We start from the raw sequence: 19,939 nt of genomic DNA on the forward strand, positions 1-19,939 counted from the left end.
TCTAAGGGATTAGGAGAAAGTAATGTTTGAAGATTTACTATTAAATGCAGATTTATTATGGCCAGATGCATTGTTAGGGCGCTGGTTTATTATTGCCATGCTATTACTTTTTGGGTTTGCGATTATCTGCGTTTTCAAATTAAGTAGTAATAGTAAAAAAACAATAAAAGGCGTTGAGGAAATTGTAGCGGGCCAAACTACAAGTTCGCTTTACGATAATATTGCTACTATCAAGGATAAAGCAAAGGCCTCAAACAACGAGGTAGTTAAAAACCTTTGGCGTGAGTTTGATGAAAGCTTAGTGCTCGACCATCGAGAGAAAGGGGTTTATAACACCTTAGATGCAGAGCACTTTTTTAATCCAAGAACACTGGCCTCTGGCATCACTTCAAATAGATTACTCGCCGCAGCTCCCTCTTTTTTAACCGCAATTGGTGTATTAGGTACTTTTTTAGGCTTAACAATGGGCTTAAAAGGGTTGCACATGGAGACGAAGGAAATAGAAGCCCTAAAAGATGGTATTACGAGCATGATTAATGGCTCGGCAATGGCATTTGTGACCTCTGTTTGGGGGGTAGGGCTTAGTTTATTGCTTAATGTGTTTGAGAAGAACACAGAGCGAAGAATAGTTAAAAAAGTAGTAAAAGTTCAGCAAACTATCGATTTTTTATTTCCTCGTTTGCCTGCTGAAAAGTCACTTGTTGATATTTCTAAAAACACCAGTGATAGCAGTGAAGCACTGCAAGAATTGCATGAGCGAATTGGTAATAAATTACAGGAGACGATTTCGGGTGTGAGTGACAGCATGCAAGATGCTTTTACTAACGCACTTAACAATGTAATGGCACCTGCTATGCAGTCGTTAGTCAGTAATGCCAGCCAACAAACCAGCGGCGTGCTGGAGCATTTAATTAGTAACTTTACCGAAAGCATGCAAGCGGCAGGCAGAGGCCAAGGCGAGCTTATACAAAAGTCGACTGAACAAATGCATGAGGCAGTAAGTAGCCTGAGCGCGCAAATGAGTGCAGTGCTTGAACAAAGCAGTAATCAAGCTGAGCTAATGGCCCAGCAACAAGCGGGGGCATCATCGCAATTTAACCAGCAACTAGAAGCGATGCTGAACAAAAGCGAAGAACGTCAACAGCTTATGGAGCAAAAACTGTTTGCAGCGATTGAGTCGCAACAGGAATCGCAAGCAACACGTGAAGCAAACCATGTAGATAATTTACAGTCGGTATTAGGTGGTTGGTTAACTGAGCAATCGCAAACGCTTAATAAGCTTTCTGACTCTATGGCTGAAGTACAAAGCGCTATGGGCGAATCGAACCGTGGATTTGTTAATGAGCTTTCGAGTCAAAACGAAAAAACAACGGCGCAGCAACAGGCGTTCACCAGTGGCCTTGAAACCAGCTTACAAAGCTTTATGCAAAGCACTGAACAGCGTCAAAAGGTGCTTGAAGAAACGTTTGGCTCATTAATTAACAGCCAACAGCTTGAAGCCTCCAAGCGTGACTCAGAATATCGTGAGCAATTACAAACGCAGTTAGGTAAGTGGCTAGCACAACAAGACCAAATGCTTACCTCGATGACTGATGCAGTAAAACGTACGCAAACGCATATGGATTCGGTTATTGCACAACATAAAGACGTTATTGGAGAACTTAAAACGGTTGCGGAGTCATCTGCTACAAGTAGCCAAAACCTGAGCAATAGCGCCAACCAAATTGGGGTGTTATCGGGTAATCTATTAAAGGCAACAGAGCTGTTTGATACGCGCTTAGCTGATATGACCGACACTATTAAAGGTATTTCTGCGCAAAATGATGGATTAGCAAATCATGTAATTGAACAAGCTAAAGTGCTAAGAGGGCTCGAAACCTCGCTTGTTGCAACAACAGAGCAGTTTGGTAGTACGGCAAAATTAGCTCAAAGCGGCTTTAGCGAAATGAAAACACACCAGAGTGAATTTATACGTGGTGTTGAAGCGTCATTTGAGGGATTAAGTAATACGTTAGCTAAGCAAGTATCGGATATTGAAAAGCAAACAAATGAGTGGCTACGTAGTTATTCATCAGAGGTAAATACCCAAGTTAAAGAGCGAATGGAGACCTGGAATACCACAACCCTTGAGTTTGGTGACCAGATGCGCCGAACTGTGAGCTCTATTTCTGATTTAGTGGATGAATTGGAGCGTAGCTAATGCGGGTATTTAGAAGCAACCAAGTAAATGTTGATGAAGAAAACCCGTATTGGATGTCGTTTTCGGATATTTTGTCGGGTTTGCTTATTTTATTTGTTTTAGCGTCTGTTGTGTTAATGGTTGAGCTTATGGAAGCCAAAGAAGAGCTAGAAAATAAACAACAAGCATTTACTCAAGAGCTAGAAATGCTGCACATGGCTGAGGGTGTTCGTAAAACGATATTACACGAAGCTGCTGATTTACTGCGTAAGCGAGGCATACAAGTCACGGTTAGCGAAAATGAAACGGTATTAAGTATACCTAACGATATTTTAGGGTTTGATAGCGCTGCATTTAATATAAGTGCTCAGTTTGAAGGCACTGCACTTGAAATAGGTGAGGTGCTAGCTGAGGTTATAAATAAAGATAACCGTGAGCAATTTCTTGATACTATTTTTATTGAAGGGCACACCGACAGTAAAAACTTTTATGGCATGATGGGTAAGGGTAATTGGGGCTTATCGACCTTTAGGGCGATTTCGTTATGGGAGCTTTGGGTTAAATTACTGCCAAGCCAACATGATTTAGCTAGTATTACTAACAAAGAAGGCAACCCACTTTTTTCGGTGAGTGGCTATGCGGCAACAAGGCGCATGGTTGTTGAAGAGCTAACAGAGAGTGATTTTAGATCAAACAGACGCATTGATATACGCTTTACAATTCGTAGACCCACCAGTGCTGAATACGAAACAGTAAGAAGCCGTTTGGAGATGCCTTAATTATGCTGCATTTACCTCCTATTCCAGAGCTTGCTCAGTTTAACTGGGAGCGTATGTCACAACAGTGGAGTAGCCTAACAGTACAAACAAAAAAAATTGCTGATGGTGCAGGGCAAGGCGAAGAGTTTAAAGCCCTTGAGCAACAGGTTAATCGCTACGTTATGTACGATCAAAAAGAAAAGCTTAAACAAATTTTAATTAAGCGAAAAGGCGTGCGTGTTTTAACTCAGTTATGGATTGATAAAGAAGACGTAAGAAAAGCCTCATTAAACGAAGAAACAATAGATTACATACAAGCTAAACATCCCAAACTGGGTATGTCGTCGTTAATGAATTTAATCTCACTGGTTTATCGATATTTTGATGCACTGGTTAATGGCAATATTTTTAACCGATTAACGCAGTGGCTTAACCAGCAAATAGAGCAACGTTTAAAAGATCGCAAAAATACAAGCGACACAATATTATCGGTCCTTAACCAAGCTAAATGGCTGCTAGATTTAACCGCTCCTAAGGCTTTGGTTAACCTTGCCAAACAAAATCATTTAGACTTAAACGAACAATTAAAAAAACTACGCTTAAACGAGCTGCCGCAAGGGCGATTTTTAGATATTTGCCACGCGCAATACTACTTAGATACGCTAAGAGAAATACCTGTTGGTGAGCAACATGATGTACTGCATGAGCTATTAAAGCATGACGTTGCCACTATGCCTATTGAAGAAGGTAAACGAATAGGGCACATAGCGCTTGAAATTATTATTGATCGCTCTGCTGGCGCGCCCAGTGAAATATGGCAAAACTTTGTACTGAACTTAGCGGGCGACCCGCGTATTGCTAATACTGCTACAAATTACCGCCAGTGGTGGAAGCCCATTGGTGAGAATAGAGTGAAAGCAGTAACAAGTTGGCTTGCCAAAGAAGACTTACGGTTATTTTTAGGCGCTATTGAAGAGTACGCAAATTACACCGGTGATGAAGCGCTAAATAGAATGTTCCCTGCTCGTAAGCGCTTTTTAGAAGGGCTTTATGAACATGGGTTTGTACGAAACACCCGCTTGATGCTTGGTAATAATGCTGCGAAGACAGTAAAGACTGTATTGGGTAATAACTTAAATATCAATTATATAAATTTAAGTGGCTCCCAAGAAACTCATACTTCTATTATCTATTTAGATTGTGGAGACTTTCACATAGTAGAAGGTTCACATGAGTTTAAACTCTGGATATACATGGGGCTTCCGAGTGAAAAGCTAATAGATTATTCTCTCAGTGAATTTACTCGTTCTGATTTAATACATCGCTTTCCACGAGAATTTAGGAATACTTATCCTAACAGCAACTATAAAGATATAACTCATTCGCCTACGACTTGGCAAAACAGAGCGATAGAGTTTTTAACAGAGAACGGTGTTGAGCTCGATTTAGAAAAGTTGTTTTATAAAGATGAATACATTAGGTATATAAATCGTTATGGACTGCCTGTAGTCAATAAGGCAGTTCTGGAAAACAGTATGCTAGAAGATTGCTTGATAAATGCTTTAAAAGTTTATCCACAATTGCTATCTAAAGATTTGGCTAAAGTATTAAGTACAGACTTCAACTTTACTGCTGGCCACGAAACAGTACATAAAAAACTTAATAAAATGCGTTTAGAGAACAAAGTAAGTAGAGATGAAGACTTTAAATGGAAGTTAGTAGATAGTACTTCGAGCATTTAAAAAGGAATTAATAAAAATATGTCACTTGTTAGTTTGATAAAAGGGCTTTTGCCTAATAATAAAAATAGTCATTTAGCGGACGATAAATACTCTCTAGTCTATGACTCATACGGCGTTAATTTTGCCACTGATGAAGCTTCATTCCATTGCCTTAACAAAGGTGAGGGCGGAGGTAGCCAGCTTATTCAGCATGTTGTACTTAAAATGCTACAAGAGCGAGATATTGCACAGCTTATACCCAATGGCTTTAGACTAGACAGCGAACAAGCATGTTTATTAGACCCCGAAGATACAGACGTTTTAGGGTTACCGCCTTTTTTTAACAACGACTTTGATGTTGATATTCAAGGTAGAACAACTAAAAGTAGTTTTACGCTGCAGTTGTTTGCAAAGCTAGAAAATCAAAAATACCCAGTAAAAAGAAAAGGACCGATACTTTTTTTTAGTGAGCAAACACAATATTTAATGACGCCAGAGCAGCTTAATGCTGTTTTAGCCGTAGAAAAACATTCGTCGCTTACGCCCGATGACCGCACTGAGCTAAATAATGTGTTGGCAGTTGCTAAGTTACAGCAAGCAGTTAAAGATGGGTTAAAACTAGATTTAAAACATTTTGATAAGTTTGATTTAGTACAACCAGAACACATCACAGTAACTGCAAACCAAAGGGCTGATGGTAGTTTAGAGCTTAGCCCAAGCTTTGGTGATGGCTCTTCATCCGACGACTTACAAAATCGTTTAGCTCAGCTCCAGGGCGACGGGCAAGTAATGCGAATAAAAGATCGCATTGTTTTACTGACTGACGATAAAAAACAGGCAGTTAAAGAAGTACTGCAAAATAGAACCATTCCTGCACACAAAGTGGCAGAATTTATTAAAACCCCTTCAGCTTTTTTAGATGCATCTATTTTAAACCTCGATCTTGGGTTTTCTCTCAGAGTTGCTGGTATTGGCAAAATGGTACACATTCCTTTTGGTCAAGACAGTGACGGTAGCAATGGCTGGTTTTCGACTAACACAGACAGTGAACCACCAGAGCGATTGGTAAAGTTGCTTGAGTGCGAGGAAGACGTTGTATCGTTTGAGCAAAGCTACCAGCAAGCTAAAGGGCAAAATGCTGATAGTGTCTTTGTTGATGATGAGTCAATTGATATACGCGATGAGCAGCGCGTAACTGAAACACTCGCAGAGGTAAGGGAAAATTTGGCAAATCCATCCAATGAAACGGATATATCTGATACTGATGATTTGCCGGTTAAAAAAGAACAAGTTTCTTTATTGCTTAAAGACACCGAAGAACATAATAAAGATATCGTTAATAAAGTTTCGCAGCTTAATAAAAGTATTACCTTTGACAGAACTAATTTAGCAAGAACACCTTTTCCTCACCAAGAGTCCGGCATTAGTTGGATGCTGTCGTTGCTCAAATCAGCGCAGCTAGATAACTATGATGATATGTATCGAGTGCAGGGGGCTTTGTTAGCGGATGATATGGGGCTAGGTAAAACCTATATGACGCTGGTAATGATGGCTGAGTACCTGACGATACAAAGGCAAAATAATAAATCAGAAAAGCCTATATTAATAGTTGCACCGCTTAGCTTATTAGAAAACTGGGAACAAGAGGTTGATGCTACTTTTAATGAGTCGCCATTTAGGGATATTAAGGTATTACAGTCAGCAAGAGATTTAAAAGAGTTTAGAGTTAAAGGTGCTGAAAGAGAGTCTATGCAGCTGGCCACAGTTATCGATGACTCTCATGCAGATCACGAATCTATTCGTTACGCTTTACATGTTGGAGCTGATGCAGCTACAAAGCGCTTGGACATGGATAGACGTGTTGTTATTACTACCTACCAAACACTTCGAGACTATCAGTTTTCACTATGCGTAATTGATTGGGGGGTGGTGGTATTTGATGAAGCTCAGAATATTAAAAACCCGAATACCCAAGCCACTCGGGCAGCTAAAGGCTTAAAAGCTGATTTTAAGTTATTGGCAACAGGCACCCCTGTTGAAAATAGCTTAAGTGAGTTTTGGTGCTTAATGGATACAGCACAACCAGGGTTATTAGGCGATTGGGGCTATTTTAGAGAACGCTGGATCAAGCCAATAAGCAGTGCTAATGAAGAAGAAAAAGCAGAGGTACGTTTAGACGTTGGCAACGACTTACGTAATGCTGCAGGCCAGTTTATGTTACGTCGAACCAAGGAAGACGAACTAACCGGAATGCCGACTAAAACAATAAAAACAGGCATTCATAAAGATTTAGCCGACAATATGGCATTTGCACCTGAACTCGCTCGTAATATGACCGGCGGACAATTACTTGGCTACAACCAAATTGTTGAAGATTATAGAGCTGAAAAAGCGAAAGAGCAGGGCGGCGGCCATGCTTTAACTGTGTTACAGCAATTAAGGGCTGTTAGTTTGCATCCAAGGCTTGATGAGGTTTTTAAACAGCCACCTAATAATGCAAAAGATGCTCAGCGTAATTTACAAGAGTCTGAAAAGTTGCGCATGTTGTTAGATATATTGTCAGATATAAAAAACAAAAAAGAGAAGGTAATAATTTTTGCAACAACCAAAAAACTTCAAGCTGTTCTTAAAATATGCCTAGATAAAATTTATGAGCTAAACATCCATGTTATTAATGGTGATAGTAAAGCGATGGCAACTAAGAAAGAACAGCTCTCTCGTAAAGGGATGATCACCGACTTTGAAGCCAAAGACGGCTTTAATATTATTATTATGTCGCCTGTTGCGGCAGGCGTTGGCCTAACAGTTATTGGTGCAAATCACGTAGTGCACTTAGAGCGCCATTGGAATCCAGCAAAAGAGGCGCAAGCTACCGACCGTGTTTATCGTATTGGTCAAAAAAAGCCTGTGTTTATTCACTTACCCTGCCTTTTACATCCAGAATATGATTCGTTTGATGTGAACCTAGACAAGCTACTTGCAAAGAAAACAATGCTAAGAGATGCAGTAGTAACCCCTGAAGTGGTGAGTGAGCATGAACTAATGTCGTCAATGGGGTTATGAGGTTAAATCTATGAAACTCCAGCTAAGCGCCTCAAACGCACTTAATAAATACCTAAAAGCTGATTTACCTCGTTTGCCTAATGAACCAGGTAAACAAGCGGGGGTAAATACCCTCATTAGCGATAGTCATTGTTTTAACTGGCAATTACAGATTATTGATAATAGATATAAATCTCGTGAAAAAACAATCATAGTTTGTGAGGCTAATAGCCGCTTTACGTTTTTTATACCGGTTAGTTTAAAGCTATCGCAAGGAGAGTTAACTCAGCGCTTAGAATATGAGTGGCAATTAATGATGGCACAAACACTTGAGGTGTATCAGTTAATACCACGCAGCGATATAGCGGTGCTGTTAAGTGAACTCGCTAAAATAGAATTCACGCCGCACTGGGTTAAAAACACCGATTTAAGTATAAGCGGGCATATTAGCGACGCTGCACTTTGGGTTACCCAAACACTAGAGGAAGAGGGACTTTATAATTTACCTAAAGCCCTTGCCATTGAGTTAGCTATTTACTTAAACACCCAACCTAAACGTATTACTAATAAAACTACTGGCCGCAAAGAGAAGTTCATACCCATAGAGCGCCTACTCACTTATTGCCAATCGCTGATTACTGCTCAACAACATGATGATGAGTCATCAAACGAAATAGTTGATAACAGTAATATCATTAATTTTAGTGATTACCATAAAAAATAAGAGCTGGTTAATACTTTAAACTCATCAATAAAAGAGGTTTTATTTTGAAAGATTACCAACCATTTTCAGCTGAGATAAATAACGAAATATCAGGTGAAATCAAAAATAATTTTGGTGATGTTTACTCAGATGAGTTGATTGCTACCTTTATAAAAATAATGGAAGAGTCTACATTTGTTGAACTCGATTTTGCAGACTTATTAGCTTCTTTAAATGAATGTAGAAACGGCTTTAAAATTTTTACAACTCAACAAGCATTAACCGAATTTGTGAAATCGAGTGAATGTAAACCAACATCATTACTTGGATATAAAAAGCTAGCCACAGAAGTAAACCTTTTCGATAGCTACTCTCAATACATATCAGAGCTCGATAAACTTTTAGTGGGTAACGGATGCTTATATGTATCAGCGGGTGTTTGCACCGATTTAAACGAGCAGCAACCGAGCTTTGAGTTTTATATGATTAATTGCAAAAGTTAAGTAAAATTTTCATCAAAAAAGTCTATGTACCTAAAGTTTCATGAATAGAATTAGGACGAAATATGTTATTCAAAATAATCTCAAAAGATAATAAGCAAGTATTAGAAGCTGTTAACTCGCAAAGTATGGGGGAGCTTGAACTTGAGCAACTTATAATGGAAAACCAAAGAAATGATAATAATAACGGTACAACTCAATTACTGAATGAAGGTATTTTTGGAGAAGAGCTTATTCTACTGAAAAACCAAGTTAAAATTGCTAATGGTAAAAGGCTTGATGTTTTAGCACTTGATAAAAATGGGAATGGCGTAGTTATTGAGTTGAAAAAAGACCTTGGTTGTTTGGGGGTGGATACGCAAGCATTGCAATACCTTGCTCATATTGCTCGCTTCAAAGGCGAAAAATTTATAAAAAATAAAAAGTTAGTTAATGAATCATATGTTGAGTCTGTAGAATCTTTTATAGATTCAGCAGAAATTGACAGAGAAAAAATAAATACAAAGAATCGTATCATTTTAATTGCGAATAAATTTGATCGTACGTTGTTTTCGATGGGGGAATGGCTTTCAGATAAAGGCGTTGGTTTTAAGTGCGTTCAATATAGTGTTTCAAAGCATAGCGATGGAACACAATATATTGATTTTTCGGTTGTATTTGACCGTTCTCCAGAGTCTACCTTTCCACTAGAGTTTAGTCCAATGGAGCGTGAGCCAAAGTATTTTTGGTACAATATTGGCACTACAGAACCTAAAAACTGGGCTTACTTGAAAGAAAAGTCCGTTGTTTCTGCTGGGTTTGATGGAGCAGAGGGCGACAAAGGGGATAGGTTACTTAATAGCTTTATACCTGGAGATGTTTTAATAGCTTATGCTAATGGCTATGGTGCTATTGGTGTTGCTGAAATTCCAAAAAGCTCCTCGTCAACTTATAAGTTGTTAAACCAGCCAATTGTGAATGATCCTGTATCTGAGTATCATCTTCACAGGTTAAATGTTAAATGGCAGTGTACAACTGACGACAATTTTAGTGGTTCAATTACTCCCGCAGATGCAAGAAACCAATTTAATATTCACCATCCGTATACAACAAGTTGTTCGATTGAAAGCGATAAGGCAAAACGATTAGTTAAAGCGCTCAAGGATAATCTCAAGGCATAGATCAAACAAAAAGTGTAACAGTCGAAATCACAAGCTTGTAAAAATTTATTTCTCGTCAGTATTGTTATATTACTTGAATGTAATTTGAGTACCCGTGATCATGCCATTAGTGCTCAGCTATTAACAGGTGTAACTAAAAACACCTTGAAATGCTTTAAGTGGTCTATTAGCTTAAGTTAAGGGGGTTAAGTGGTTAACTTTTAAAGGTTAATCATTAATTGAAAAGGATATTTATGACTAAATTAGGTTTGGTTTTTTCTGGCGGTGGTGGTAAAGGCGCATACGAAATAGGCGTTTGGAAGGCACTAAATGAGTTTGGTATAGCCAAAAACGTTGAAGCAGTTGCGGGTACTTCTGTTGGTGGCTTAAATGCTTCTTTATTTACAGCAGGTGATTACTGCTCCGCTGAGCAGTTATGGCTTGATATTGCACCAAGCAAGGTCTTAACACTTAAAGCAGAAGATATAGCTATTGCTGTATCTAAGTTCGCAGCTGGAGCTTATTTACCGGGTGTTGCACCTAAAGCATTGATGACGCTTAGCTCTTTATTAGGTGGTGCAGGGGCTTTTTCACAAGATGGACTTGCTGACCTTATTTACCAAAGCAATGTTTGCAATTCTATCGACAGTAATAATTTACCGCTGCATTTATGTGCATTAACAGCTAAAAATGGCGATCTAGTCTATCCTCAGTTAAACTCATTAAGCGATGAAAACAAAAAAAAGTGGCTACTGGCAACCTCTGCGATACCCGCTGTTTTTAAAGCCGTTGAGATAGACGGCACAAATTATGTTGACGGAGGCGTACTTCCTTTATACAGCGATAACACACCTTACAAACCACTAATTGAGCAGCACAACTGCACTCACATTATTAATATTTACTTGGATCGCCAAGCTGATACTGTTACTGCAAGTAAGCAGTATCCTGGGGTTAGTTTTTGGAATATTGTTCCGTCGCAAGCATTCGCAGGCTTAATTGAGCCGCTTAATTTTACAAAAGAAAATGCGGCTAACCTTATTGAATTAGGTTATAGCGACACGGCTAAAATTCTTAAGCAATTTAAGCCTTTTATGGATGATGAAGCTCGCTTTATGCAGGCCGCTTTTGAGTTTGCAGCCTCAAACACACAATTCAACGATCAGATATTAGTAAACCAACGGTTGCGTGATGAAAGAGCTTTAGATTCTAAGCAGCTAACATCTCCAGATTCATTAGAAGATGTATTAAGCGAACTTGCCCATACGTTAAATCAGCAAGAGCGAGAGATAGCGAATCAAAATGTTGATAGCTTGATAGATGAATTTGCTGATAACTCTAATGAATTACTTGAACATGCCTTTAATACAATTACAACACTAGCCTCTACCGAGGGGCGTATAAACGCGCAGCTTGAGCAAAGCTATGTAAGTCGAGTTCTCGGCTCGGTCTCGGGGAGCAATGCTAAGTTACAAGCGGGTATTAACTATGATTTAAATCGAGCTATATATTCAAGCCAATTACTCATTCAAAAGCTCAACCATAAACAAGTACTAACAATGGAAGCGATGGTTTCCCTTGCTAACAAAACAAACTACCTGATGACTCAGGTTAATGTGTTATATGGCAGCGTTAAAAAACTAGAACAAAATGTTTTTCAATCAGTTGCATTAATGAAGCAAGGAATAGAAGCATTAGCTCATCAATGCGATGTTAGATTCAACCAACTTGAAAATAGAATTGATAACCTAGAACGAAGTCAATTAGTAAATAATTGGTATAACAATACAAAATCAAAATGCATCAGTTTAAATACACTGCAACCAAGTGAATTATTAATTAGTGTAACCTTGGGTTTTTATAATGATTTAGGGCGCGAATGGTCTAATAGTGAACTCAGTTGCTACATAAATTTATTGCATGATACTGGCTTGCATCAAACATTATTAACACCATATAGCTTATTTAGTCCTAGCTCCGCTAAGTTATTTTTAAATAATATACAAGCAAACGCCATTTTACCTGTTCCGCCTAAACATCAGCAGTTTCACCCTTTATTAAAAGGACTGCAAATAGCAAGTGATGCACAAAACTACGCAACAGCTGAAGAAATAAATCAAACCATTGAACATCAACTCGGCTTAGCACTCAATAATAAATTGAGTGGTTATGAGTTAGGGCTGGAATTATTGCATAGCCTAAAATGTAACGATAAAAGGCCGCCTGCTTACTCAAATACGGGAGGTTTAAATCTACTGTCAGCTAATGAGCATTCAACGATGCAAGCTCAATTGTTGGCTCAAGTTACTATGTATAAAAAAATTAACGATGATATTTTAATTAATAAAAATATCCGTGATGATCTTGCCTTTTTACAAAATAAAATTGAACAATTTAAAGTTATCGTGCCCGTAATCGGCCAATTTTCAGCTGGTAAAAGTTCACTACTTAATAATTACTTAGGGCATGACTATCTTAAATGCGATATAAACCCTGAAACAGCGGTTGCTACAGAGCTAAGTTATAGCGAAGACGAGCACATCATAATTAATTATATTGATAGTAAGCTGAGTGAGCGAAAAGCATTAAGCGAGTTAAAAAACTTAAAAGTTGATGAGAATATATTCTACATTCAGGTTTTTATTAATAACCAAAAGCTTAAGAACCGTCCTAATTTAGTGCTGGTGGATATGCCGGGTTTTGCATCAAATAATGCTGGCCACTCAAAGGCAATTGCTTGTTATTTGGATCGTGGTGATTATTTTATAAATTTAATCCCCTCAGAAAAGGCCTTTGATGCAACAGCCATTAATCAACTGCAAGAAATCAATTTTAATTATGAAAAAGACATTGCTCATATTGTGTCTAAATCTAACCGTCTGCCAAGTAGTAAATTGTTAGCGGTTAAGAGTCAGCTGCAAGCGTATTTAACCGAAGCATTAGAAAGCGATATAACGATTGGCCATATCGAAAATTTAGGTACTAACAAAAATATAATTGATTTTGACAATGCAGTAGACACTGCATTAAATCAGTTTGATACATTACTTTGTAAGCGTTATTCACAGCAACTAGCTAAGTTAACAGAGCATATAACCAGCGCCATAAATGGCCTAAAAAAATCTAGCCAGTCAACTGAAGCCCAAATTCAAGAACAAATAAATAAATCCCAAAATGCATTTAGCTCTGTAGAAAAAAAACTTCATGCGTCACTTAACGATCTTGAATATAACCTATGTAGCGTAGGAAAAGAGCAGTTAATTCAGCGCTCTCAACATGTGTTAGGCTCATCGGTATCAGTTTTAGTCAGTGCGGCTAAATCGAATCAAGTATCACAAAAAATAAATGACCTACTAAGGCCCGTTTTACAACAAGGTGTTGATAACTTAGTAAAGCAAGAATTACAAAAGTTAGATAAAAAACTCGATATCATAAGCGAGCAACAACATAGCGATGTACAAATTACACTTAATGTACCAGCAGAGCAAAAAGAAGCCTTTTCAGCAACGTATGCAGCGGTAGCGGCAGGAGTCGCTGTAGTTATTTTAGGCCCTCTAGGTGGAATTGTCTCTGGTATTATTGGGGGGTTATTGGGTCGAAAAGATAACGCAGAAGAGCGCGAGCAACTAATAGAATCACAAGTGCGTGAGCAAGTTATTCCTCAAGCCGTTAATATGGCGGTAGAGCATTGCACACAACAGCTAAATACAGCGGTAATAAAAATAAAACAAGCCGTTTTAAGCTCATTTGAGCAAGAGCAACACGACTTCAATCAGAGTATTGAACAGCTTAAACAACAATTGCAGCAAAACGAAGACGCGTTTAACGAGCAGCAGTTAAAGTTCGATAACGCTTTAATTCAAATTCAGCAAACTAATCAACCCGCACAAATAAAAACCGATGCTATAAAGGAAGCTAGCTAGTGAGTAATGATTTAGATTTTGACAGCTTAATGAATGGCCACCTTGATAAAAGTAATAATGAAAATAGTGGTATAAGTAACAGTGGAAGTAGTAATGCAAATGAGCAATCAGCTCAAACACAAGCCTCATTTCAAAATAAAAAACCAGAGGGGGTAAATCAATATTTATACGAAAGCGAAAAGGGATTAAGTTTATGTGCTCAATTAATTGCGAATGGCGATAGCAACACCTCTGTTGCCCGTTTATTAGCCGAAATTAAACACACGATTGAACATGAATTTTTACAGCTTGCTAAACAAGACGATAACACCACGGGGGCGTATACTTATGCTCAATTGTTATTGCTTGAAAAACAGCTAAATGAAATTGCTGCTTTTCCGCATCTTGAAAAATACTATACCGTTGCAGTTGGTGGCTCATTTAGTGCAGGTAAATCGCGCTTCTTAAACTCCGTATTAGGGTGCCCCTCGTTGCTGCCAACAGACACAACACCCACTACATCTATTCCTACTTATCTGTCGTTAGGTGAGCAAAATGCAATAAGTGCACTTAATTTTTATCGTAAAAAAACAGCAATAGATGAAGAAGCATTAAAAGCTATATGTCATGCATTTAATGAGCATTTTGGCGTAACCTTTAGCCATTTACTACAGCTAATATCAGTTGAACGAGAAGACTTTAAATACCCTAACCTCGTGTTTTTAGATACCCCAGGTTACAGCAAAGCCGACGATATAATTAACACACAAAACAATACCGACGAAAACATTGCTCGTGAGCATTTACGCAGTGCAGACTATTTAATTTGGTTGGTCGATCAGCAAAATGGCACTGTGCCACAGCAAGATATTGAATTTTTAAAAAGCTTAGAGCTAACTCAGCCTGTATTAGTGGTGATTAGTAAAGCGGATAAAAAGCCAGAGTCACAAATACAACAAATTATTAATACAGCAAAACAAGACTTACAACGAGCTGAAATTAATTTTTTAGACGTAATAGGGTACTCAGCGCAGTTAAATAAAGAGTTTTCAAGCTCCCAAACCGTACTAACTGATTTATTACAAACCGTGAGTAAAGGTAAAAATGGCTCGATTGTTTTATGGCAAGCAGAGCAAATATTTAAGAGCTATATAAATTTTTATGATTCTACTCGTCAAATTCATAGCTTAACAAATGGTACGATTAAAGAACTTATTTTTGGTGAGACTATATCCGATAAAAACAAACAACATTTAGACGATATAAGCAACAAAACAAAAGCGCAGTTAAATGCCTTAGCAACACAAAAGCAAGTTGCCCTTAAAATACAGCAGCAATTACAAGAGCAAATAACGCAGTTATGCGAGTTGCTAAATGTAAAAACAACCATGCAGCCAAGCTCTGTCGCATTGAGCTCAAGTAATACGACTTGCTCACTTGGTAACAATAATATACCCAAACAGTCATTAGTATTTGAAGCGCTAGTACAAGGCAGTATTAAACAACTGTCGGCTATTGCTGATATAACCGCGTTGCAAGGGCGAGTAATTAAGTTAAGTGCAGTGGGCGTGCACATTAAAATAGAAGAAAAGGTACCAACCGATTTCGACATCATTATTACTAAACAAAAAATAAAAGCCCAGTTGGGTGATGCTGTAATTAGTGATTATTTTAGTGAAGGCCAGCGTGTGAAAGTTCACATAGTAAACGATAAAAAAGCGAGCATTACAGTCGATATAGCCTCGGCATAATTTTGAATAATTAAGATATAGATTTATATATATGGCTTAGATATAAACAGATCAAAGGCTTAACAACAAAAGCGTGTTAATTAAACTTAAATTAGCAACACACAATTACTTATAAAAAAAGGAAGTAAGATGGATTTTGATATTTTAGACGTTATAAACGATGCAACAAAAGAAGCCGATGCATTTGAAGGCCACCCAGCGGCTGATTTCACCATGGAAGAGCAGCTATTATACTTAAATGGCTTAGCACTTGTTATGAATGCTGACGGCCACATTGACGACACCGAAAAAGAATATATTCGTATACTTATAAAATCAATGAGCCTTGATGAGTCAATACTAGACGACATGGTAACGTTTGCAAAAGCCCCAGATAAAGACACAGTACAAGCGTTTTTCCGTACTTTTCGCCGTCGGCCCGTTGCGCAATTGTTTTTGTTCGACGCCCTAATGATGACCCGCCGCGATGGCAAAGTAGAAGACAAAGAAAAAGCCGTTGTAGACAAAATAGCCGACCAGCTCGAAATACTAAAAGGCACCCAACAAGACATATTCGATTTATTCTGCCATATTAAAAACCGTAACTGGCAAGAAAGCGCATTATATTTCAGCTCCCATTTACTAAACCCAGATCACTTTAAACACCTACTTGCCTATCATGAAATTGAATTTGATGCGTTAATGGAAGAAACCGCTGAGATCAGAACGAAGCGGTTGCTGCAAGTAATGAGTGGAAAAATCCCTTCTGCTAAAGTTGGTGAAAATATAAAACCAATATTAGATCAAGAAGTGGTAATGCCTTTATTGCAGGCAGAACTTGATAGAGGTAATGCCATCGTAGTAAATGATATTCTAACTTTACATAATGATGAAGAGAAAAAAATTAAGCTTAGCGACATTGGCCTTACTTGGAGTAAAGAGACATTAGCTTTGTACAGTGAGGGTAATACAGAAATAAGTAATAATAATATAACAACATTGTTGATCGAAAACCTCGGTGATCAAATAGAGATGGCAGAAGCTATAGAGACATTGTACGGGAAAGAAATCGTGCGCATGTCTGTTTCAGGTAATTCCGTAACAGCAATAAGTCATGATGTTAGTATCGACGACATGATGATTAACGTTTGCCTTGTAAATGACGATTTATGGATATTTCAAGTTTCAAGTGGGCAAGGCGAGAGTCGCAGGCTTATAACTAGCGATGAGTGGGTAGTATCAGGTAATTATGTTGGGTATGACTATGATGTTGGTAAAACAAGATTTCAAAGGTGTACATTAGTGCCTTGCAACTGGGAAGAAATATTCCTAAATGGATTAAAAGTTCAGTAATTTACTTCGTAATTAAAGAGTTATGTCATCTTTTATTAAGCGAATATAATTTTGCTATAAAGATAAAATACTTATCTCCTGTGAGGTAAAGACTCATTTACCTCAAATAAACGAAATTACCTGAATCGAAAAGCTGCAATGACAAATTTAGACATGCTTGCCACTTTTATGGAAGCGACAAAAGAGCCTAGTGCTTTTGAAAACCACCCAATTGCACAGCAAGGGATTGAAGGGCAGTTATTGTATTTGCAAGGTTTAGCCTTAGTGATGAATGCAGATAATGACATTCATGACACCGAGGTTGAGTATTTACAAATTTTAATAAACTCATTCTCACTCGATAACTCTGTTTTAGATGATGTGGTTGATTTTGCTAAAGCGCCAGACAAAGCAATCATTCAAGCATTTGTTGCATACTATAGGCGTAAACCATTAGCACAATTATTTTTATTTGATGCGCTAATGATGACCCGACGTGATAACCAAGTACACGGAAAAAGAAATGCCTTTAGTGAACGCAATAGCACACCAGCTAGAAATATTAAAAGGCACTCAACAAGATATATTTGACTTATTTTGCCATATTAAAAACCGGAACTGGCAAGAAAGTGCATTATATTTTAGCTCCCATTTATTAAACCCTGATCACTTTAAGCATTTGCTTGTATATCACAAAATTGAGTTTGAAGAGCTAATAGCAGAGACTCGAAGTATTCAAAAATCTAGGTTATTGGAAGTAATAAAGTCAAGAGCCATAGGTGATACTAGCTGTGAGAGAACTAGATGGTATTACTTTGATCAAGCAGTAACTGAATCATCAATATCTCATGAGCTAGCACTCCCTTGGCTACAATTACAGCTGGATCGGGGAACTATTAGGGTAAATAATAATAATGTTTATCTTAAAGCTCTTTTAAATTTTGAACCGGCAGAAATTGTTACTTGTCCTAATTTAAATGGGGAAAGCGGTAAAGTCACTGAGATGTTAATAAACTCAGGCGATAAAATTAAAGAAAACGACCCTGTTTGCACTGTAGAATTAGGCAAGGTATCAATAGAAGTTACTAGCACTAAATGTGGCACTGTTGAAAGTGCCCTTGTAAAAGTTGGTGATAATATTAACCAAGACAGTGGGGTTTTTATCTTAAAAAAAGTAAATAACTATGAGAAAGAACAGATGCTATTTAAGCTAGATGATACTTTCTTTGCTTTCGATCAAGAGGCTAATGCATTTTATCTGTATGAATTTAGTCATTCGCAAGAGCCTTTAGCTGCGGGGAAACTTTTGGATACATTTATCGATTTGTTAGAGTTGACGAGTTAAAAGCTATACCAGTGTAATGGTTGCCATATTGCAGTGCTATATAAGTGAATAAAGTAGTTAAAACTATAAATTAACGTTTGATCTTATCAGTAAAAGGAATTAAAAATGATTGAAGAACAGTCATCAAGCCTATTAAAAATAAGTAAAGGTTATGAGTTATTAGGCAGCTCACTAGATGCAAATTTACTGGCTGAGTTACAAGCATTAGCTAGTAATTTTAAAAACGATGCACTACATACACAAAACGAAAATAGGTTGCTGCGTATTGGTATAATCGGCCAAATAAAACGGGGTAAGTCTTCGTTTTTAAATAGTTTGTTATTTAATGGGCAAGACGTGCTCCCAAAGGCTGCAACACCTATGACGGCTGCGCTAACTAAAATTTGCTATGCACAGCGGCCAAAAGCACTGGTTGAGTTTTATAGCAAAAATGAGTGGGGTAAAGTTAAAAACTTAGCGGATAAAGCATTCACTAAACAAGCAAGTTACGAAAACGCATTTCTTGAATATCAAGCCAATAAGGCAATATCGCAAAAGCAGGGCGTTTTTATTCCTTCACCCGCTAAGCCTGTTATATCTGATGAAGAAAAAGCCAGTATTGAGCTTTTAAATATGGTTAAAAGTTCAGGGCTAAACGTTGCGCAGTATTTAGATACAACCATATCGCTTGATCAAGTAAATAATAATGATGAATTAGTTGATAAACTAGGGGCTGTTGATCTTTGTAGTACATATATCAATCAGCCCACATTGGTAGCCACATCATAGTAAATGCTAAAGCGAGCATTGAATGATAATTTCGTTCAAGCTTTTCATACCGCGTGGCTATCCCTCTATATTGCTTAATACGGCCAAATGCATTCTCAACCAAGTGCCGATATTTATACATGCACCAGTCAATATCTTCATTGCCTACTAAACTGTTGCCCTTACGTGGAATAACGGGTGTAGCGTTATTATCACGAACAAACGCTCTCAGTTTTTCACTGTCGTAGCCTTTATCTGCGACAACCATATTACTTGTTGGGCAATTAGCTACGAGTGACTCTGCATGGACGATATCATGCGTATTTCCACAGGATAATTCATAATAAACAGGCAACCCTCCGCTATCGACTGCAAGATGAATTTTCGTAGAATTTCCACCTCGGCTCTTTCCAATTGATTCATTGTCAGCAGTTCTTGCACCGCAACTATGTTGATGAGCCCTGACAATACTGCCATCAATGAAGACCCAATCCATGTCCGCATCACGAGATAATGCGCGAAACAGTTCATTCAAAATCCCTTTTTTGGACCATAAATTAAACCGTCTGTAGATAGCACTCCAACGGCCAAAATCAGAAGGTAAATCTCGCCATGGAATACCTGTGCGCATCTTATACAGTATGCCTTCGAGCGTTTTTCTATGGTCGGGCTTATTATAAATTCGACCACTTAAGTACATTACTTTTGATAAGACATTCCATGTCCCGTCTGTTAGCATTAATCTTGGCATGTAGGTTCGGTGTAAAGTTTTCTGGCGAATTCAATTATACCTTATCTTCATGCTGTTTGTTTTTCATACCACAAAGATCAACACGCCCTA

General features: G+C 37.9%; 14 protein-coding genes. 13 read left to right on the plus strand and 1 reads right to left on the minus strand.

Annotation, left to right across the window (positions count from 1 at the left end; genetic code table 11):
• The first annotated feature begins 22 nt into the window (after positions 1–22).
• The 13 genes from zorA to L641_RS0122070 all read left to right on the plus strand — a co-directional run bounded on the left by zorA (position 23) and on the right by L641_RS0122070 (position 19,119).
• The gene (zorA, locus tag L641_RS0122010; RefSeq protein WP_024603141.1) at positions 23–2,200 is read left to right on the plus strand and encodes an anti-phage ZorAB system protein ZorA; all 2,178 of its coding nucleotides are present in this window, start codon (positions 23–25) and stop codon (positions 2,198–2,200) included.
• The gene (locus tag L641_RS0122015; RefSeq protein WP_024603142.1) at positions 2,200–2,958 is read left to right on the plus strand and encodes an OmpA family protein; all 759 of its coding nucleotides are present in this window, start codon (positions 2,200–2,202) and stop codon (positions 2,956–2,958) included. Before zorA ends, L641_RS0122015 begins: the two co-directional genes overlap by 1 nt.
• A gap of 2 nt (positions 2,959–2,960) precedes the next feature.
• On the plus strand, positions 2,961–4,679 hold the full coding sequence (locus L641_RS0122020) for an EH signature domain-containing protein (protein WP_024603143.1): 1,719 nt from the start codon (positions 2,961–2,963) through the stop codon (positions 4,677–4,679).
• 18 nt (positions 4,680–4,697) lie between these two features.
• Positions 4,698–7,721 (plus strand): DEAD/DEAH box helicase, encoded by a 3,024-nt coding sequence (locus tag L641_RS0122025; protein WP_024603144.1) that lies wholly within the window; start codon positions 4,698–4,700, stop codon positions 7,719–7,721.
• Positions 7,722–7,731: 10 nt separating this feature from the next.
• Positions 7,732–8,424 (plus strand): hypothetical protein, encoded by a 693-nt coding sequence (locus tag L641_RS0122030; protein WP_024603145.1) that lies wholly within the window; start codon positions 7,732–7,734, stop codon positions 8,422–8,424.
• A 44-nt stretch (positions 8,425–8,468) separates the two neighbouring features.
• Complete coding sequence (locus L641_RS0122035; RefSeq protein ID WP_024603146.1) at positions 8,469–8,906, plus strand: hypothetical protein; 438 nt, start codon at positions 8,469–8,471, stop codon at positions 8,904–8,906.
• Between the two features lie 62 nt (positions 8,907–8,968).
• Positions 8,969–10,063 carry a hypothetical protein gene (locus L641_RS0122040; protein ID WP_024603147.1) on the plus strand — a complete coding sequence of 365 codons (1,095 nt, stop codon included), beginning with the start codon at positions 8,969–8,971 and terminating at the stop codon, positions 10,061–10,063.
• 233 nt (positions 10,064–10,296) lie between these two features.
• Entirely contained in the window at positions 10,297–13,965 is a 3,669-nt protein-coding gene (locus tag L641_RS0122045; protein WP_024603148.1) for a patatin-like phospholipase family protein, read from the plus strand.
• Positions 13,965–15,695, plus strand: coding sequence for a dynamin family protein (locus tag L641_RS22700; protein WP_024603149.1), 1,731 nt, complete (start codon positions 13,965–13,967; stop codon positions 15,693–15,695). Before L641_RS0122045 ends, L641_RS22700 begins: the two co-directional genes overlap by 1 nt.
• A gap of 129 nt (positions 15,696–15,824) precedes the next feature.
• Positions 15,825–17,027, plus strand: a complete 1,203-nt coding sequence (locus L641_RS0122055) for a TerB family tellurite resistance protein (RefSeq protein ID WP_024603150.1) — start codon at positions 15,825–15,827, stop codon at positions 17,025–17,027.
• Between the two features lie 138 nt (positions 17,028–17,165).
• Positions 17,166–17,597: a hypothetical protein gene (locus tag L641_RS0122060; RefSeq protein WP_024603151.1), complete on the plus strand. Its 432-nt coding sequence runs from the start codon at positions 17,166–17,168 to the stop codon at positions 17,595–17,597.
• On the plus strand, positions 17,539–18,351 hold the full coding sequence (locus L641_RS22575) for a biotin/lipoyl-containing protein (RefSeq protein ID WP_158000856.1): 813 nt from the start codon (positions 17,539–17,541) through the stop codon (positions 18,349–18,351). The genes L641_RS0122060 and L641_RS22575 overlap by 59 nt, the downstream gene beginning before the upstream one ends.
• Positions 18,352–18,456: 105 nt before the next feature.
• Positions 18,457–19,119: a dynamin family protein gene (locus L641_RS0122070; RefSeq protein ID WP_024603153.1), complete on the plus strand. Its 663-nt coding sequence runs from the start codon at positions 18,457–18,459 to the stop codon at positions 19,117–19,119.
• Here L641_RS0122070 and L641_RS0122075 read toward each other — a convergent pair.
• Positions 19,088–19,849 carry an IS5 family transposase gene (locus L641_RS0122075; RefSeq protein WP_024600859.1) on the minus strand — a complete coding sequence of 254 codons (762 nt, stop codon included), beginning with the start codon at positions 19,847–19,849 and terminating at the stop codon, positions 19,088–19,090. The two genes, L641_RS0122070 and L641_RS0122075, sit on opposite strands and share 32 nt — an antisense overlap.
• Positions 19,850–19,939 lie beyond the last annotated feature (90 nt).

It is taken from the genome of Pseudoalteromonas sp. TB41 (assembly GCF_000497975.1).
Taxonomy (GTDB): domain Bacteria; phylum Pseudomonadota; class Gammaproteobacteria; order Enterobacterales; family Alteromonadaceae; genus Pseudoalteromonas; species Pseudoalteromonas tetraodonis.

What these genes read in the sequence shown, in the direction of transcription:
- zorA (WP_024603141.1), top strand. Translation starts at nt 23, where the DNA reads ATGTTTGAAGATTTACTATTAAATGCAGATTTATTATGGCCAGATGCA.
- L641_RS0122015 (WP_024603142.1), top strand. Translation starts at nt 2,200, where the DNA reads ATGCGGGTATTTAGAAGCAACCAAGTAAATGTTGATGAAGAAAACCCG.
- L641_RS0122020 (WP_024603143.1), top strand. Translation starts at nt 2,961, where the DNA reads ATGCTGCATTTACCTCCTATTCCAGAGCTTGCTCAGTTTAACTGGGAG.
- L641_RS0122025 (WP_024603144.1), top strand. Translation starts at nt 4,698, where the DNA reads ATGTCACTTGTTAGTTTGATAAAAGGGCTTTTGCCTAATAATAAAAAT.
- L641_RS0122030 (WP_024603145.1), top strand. Translation starts at nt 7,732, where the DNA reads ATGAAACTCCAGCTAAGCGCCTCAAACGCACTTAATAAATACCTAAAA.
- L641_RS0122040 (WP_024603147.1), top strand. Translation starts at nt 8,969, where the DNA reads ATGTTATTCAAAATAATCTCAAAAGATAATAAGCAAGTATTAGAAGCT.
- L641_RS0122045 (WP_024603148.1), top strand. Translation starts at nt 10,297, where the DNA reads ATGACTAAATTAGGTTTGGTTTTTTCTGGCGGTGGTGGTAAAGGCGCA.
- L641_RS0122055 (WP_024603150.1), top strand. Translation starts at nt 15,825, where the DNA reads ATGGATTTTGATATTTTAGACGTTATAAACGATGCAACAAAAGAAGCC.
- L641_RS0122060 (WP_024603151.1), top strand. Translation starts at nt 17,166, where the DNA reads ATGACAAATTTAGACATGCTTGCCACTTTTATGGAAGCGACAAAAGAG.
- L641_RS0122070 (WP_024603153.1), top strand. Translation starts at nt 18,457, where the DNA reads ATGATTGAAGAACAGTCATCAAGCCTATTAAAAATAAGTAAAGGTTAT.
- L641_RS0122075 (WP_024600859.1), bottom strand. Translation starts at nt 19,849, where the DNA reads ATGCCAAGATTAATGCTAACAGACGGGACATGGAATGTCTTATCAAAA.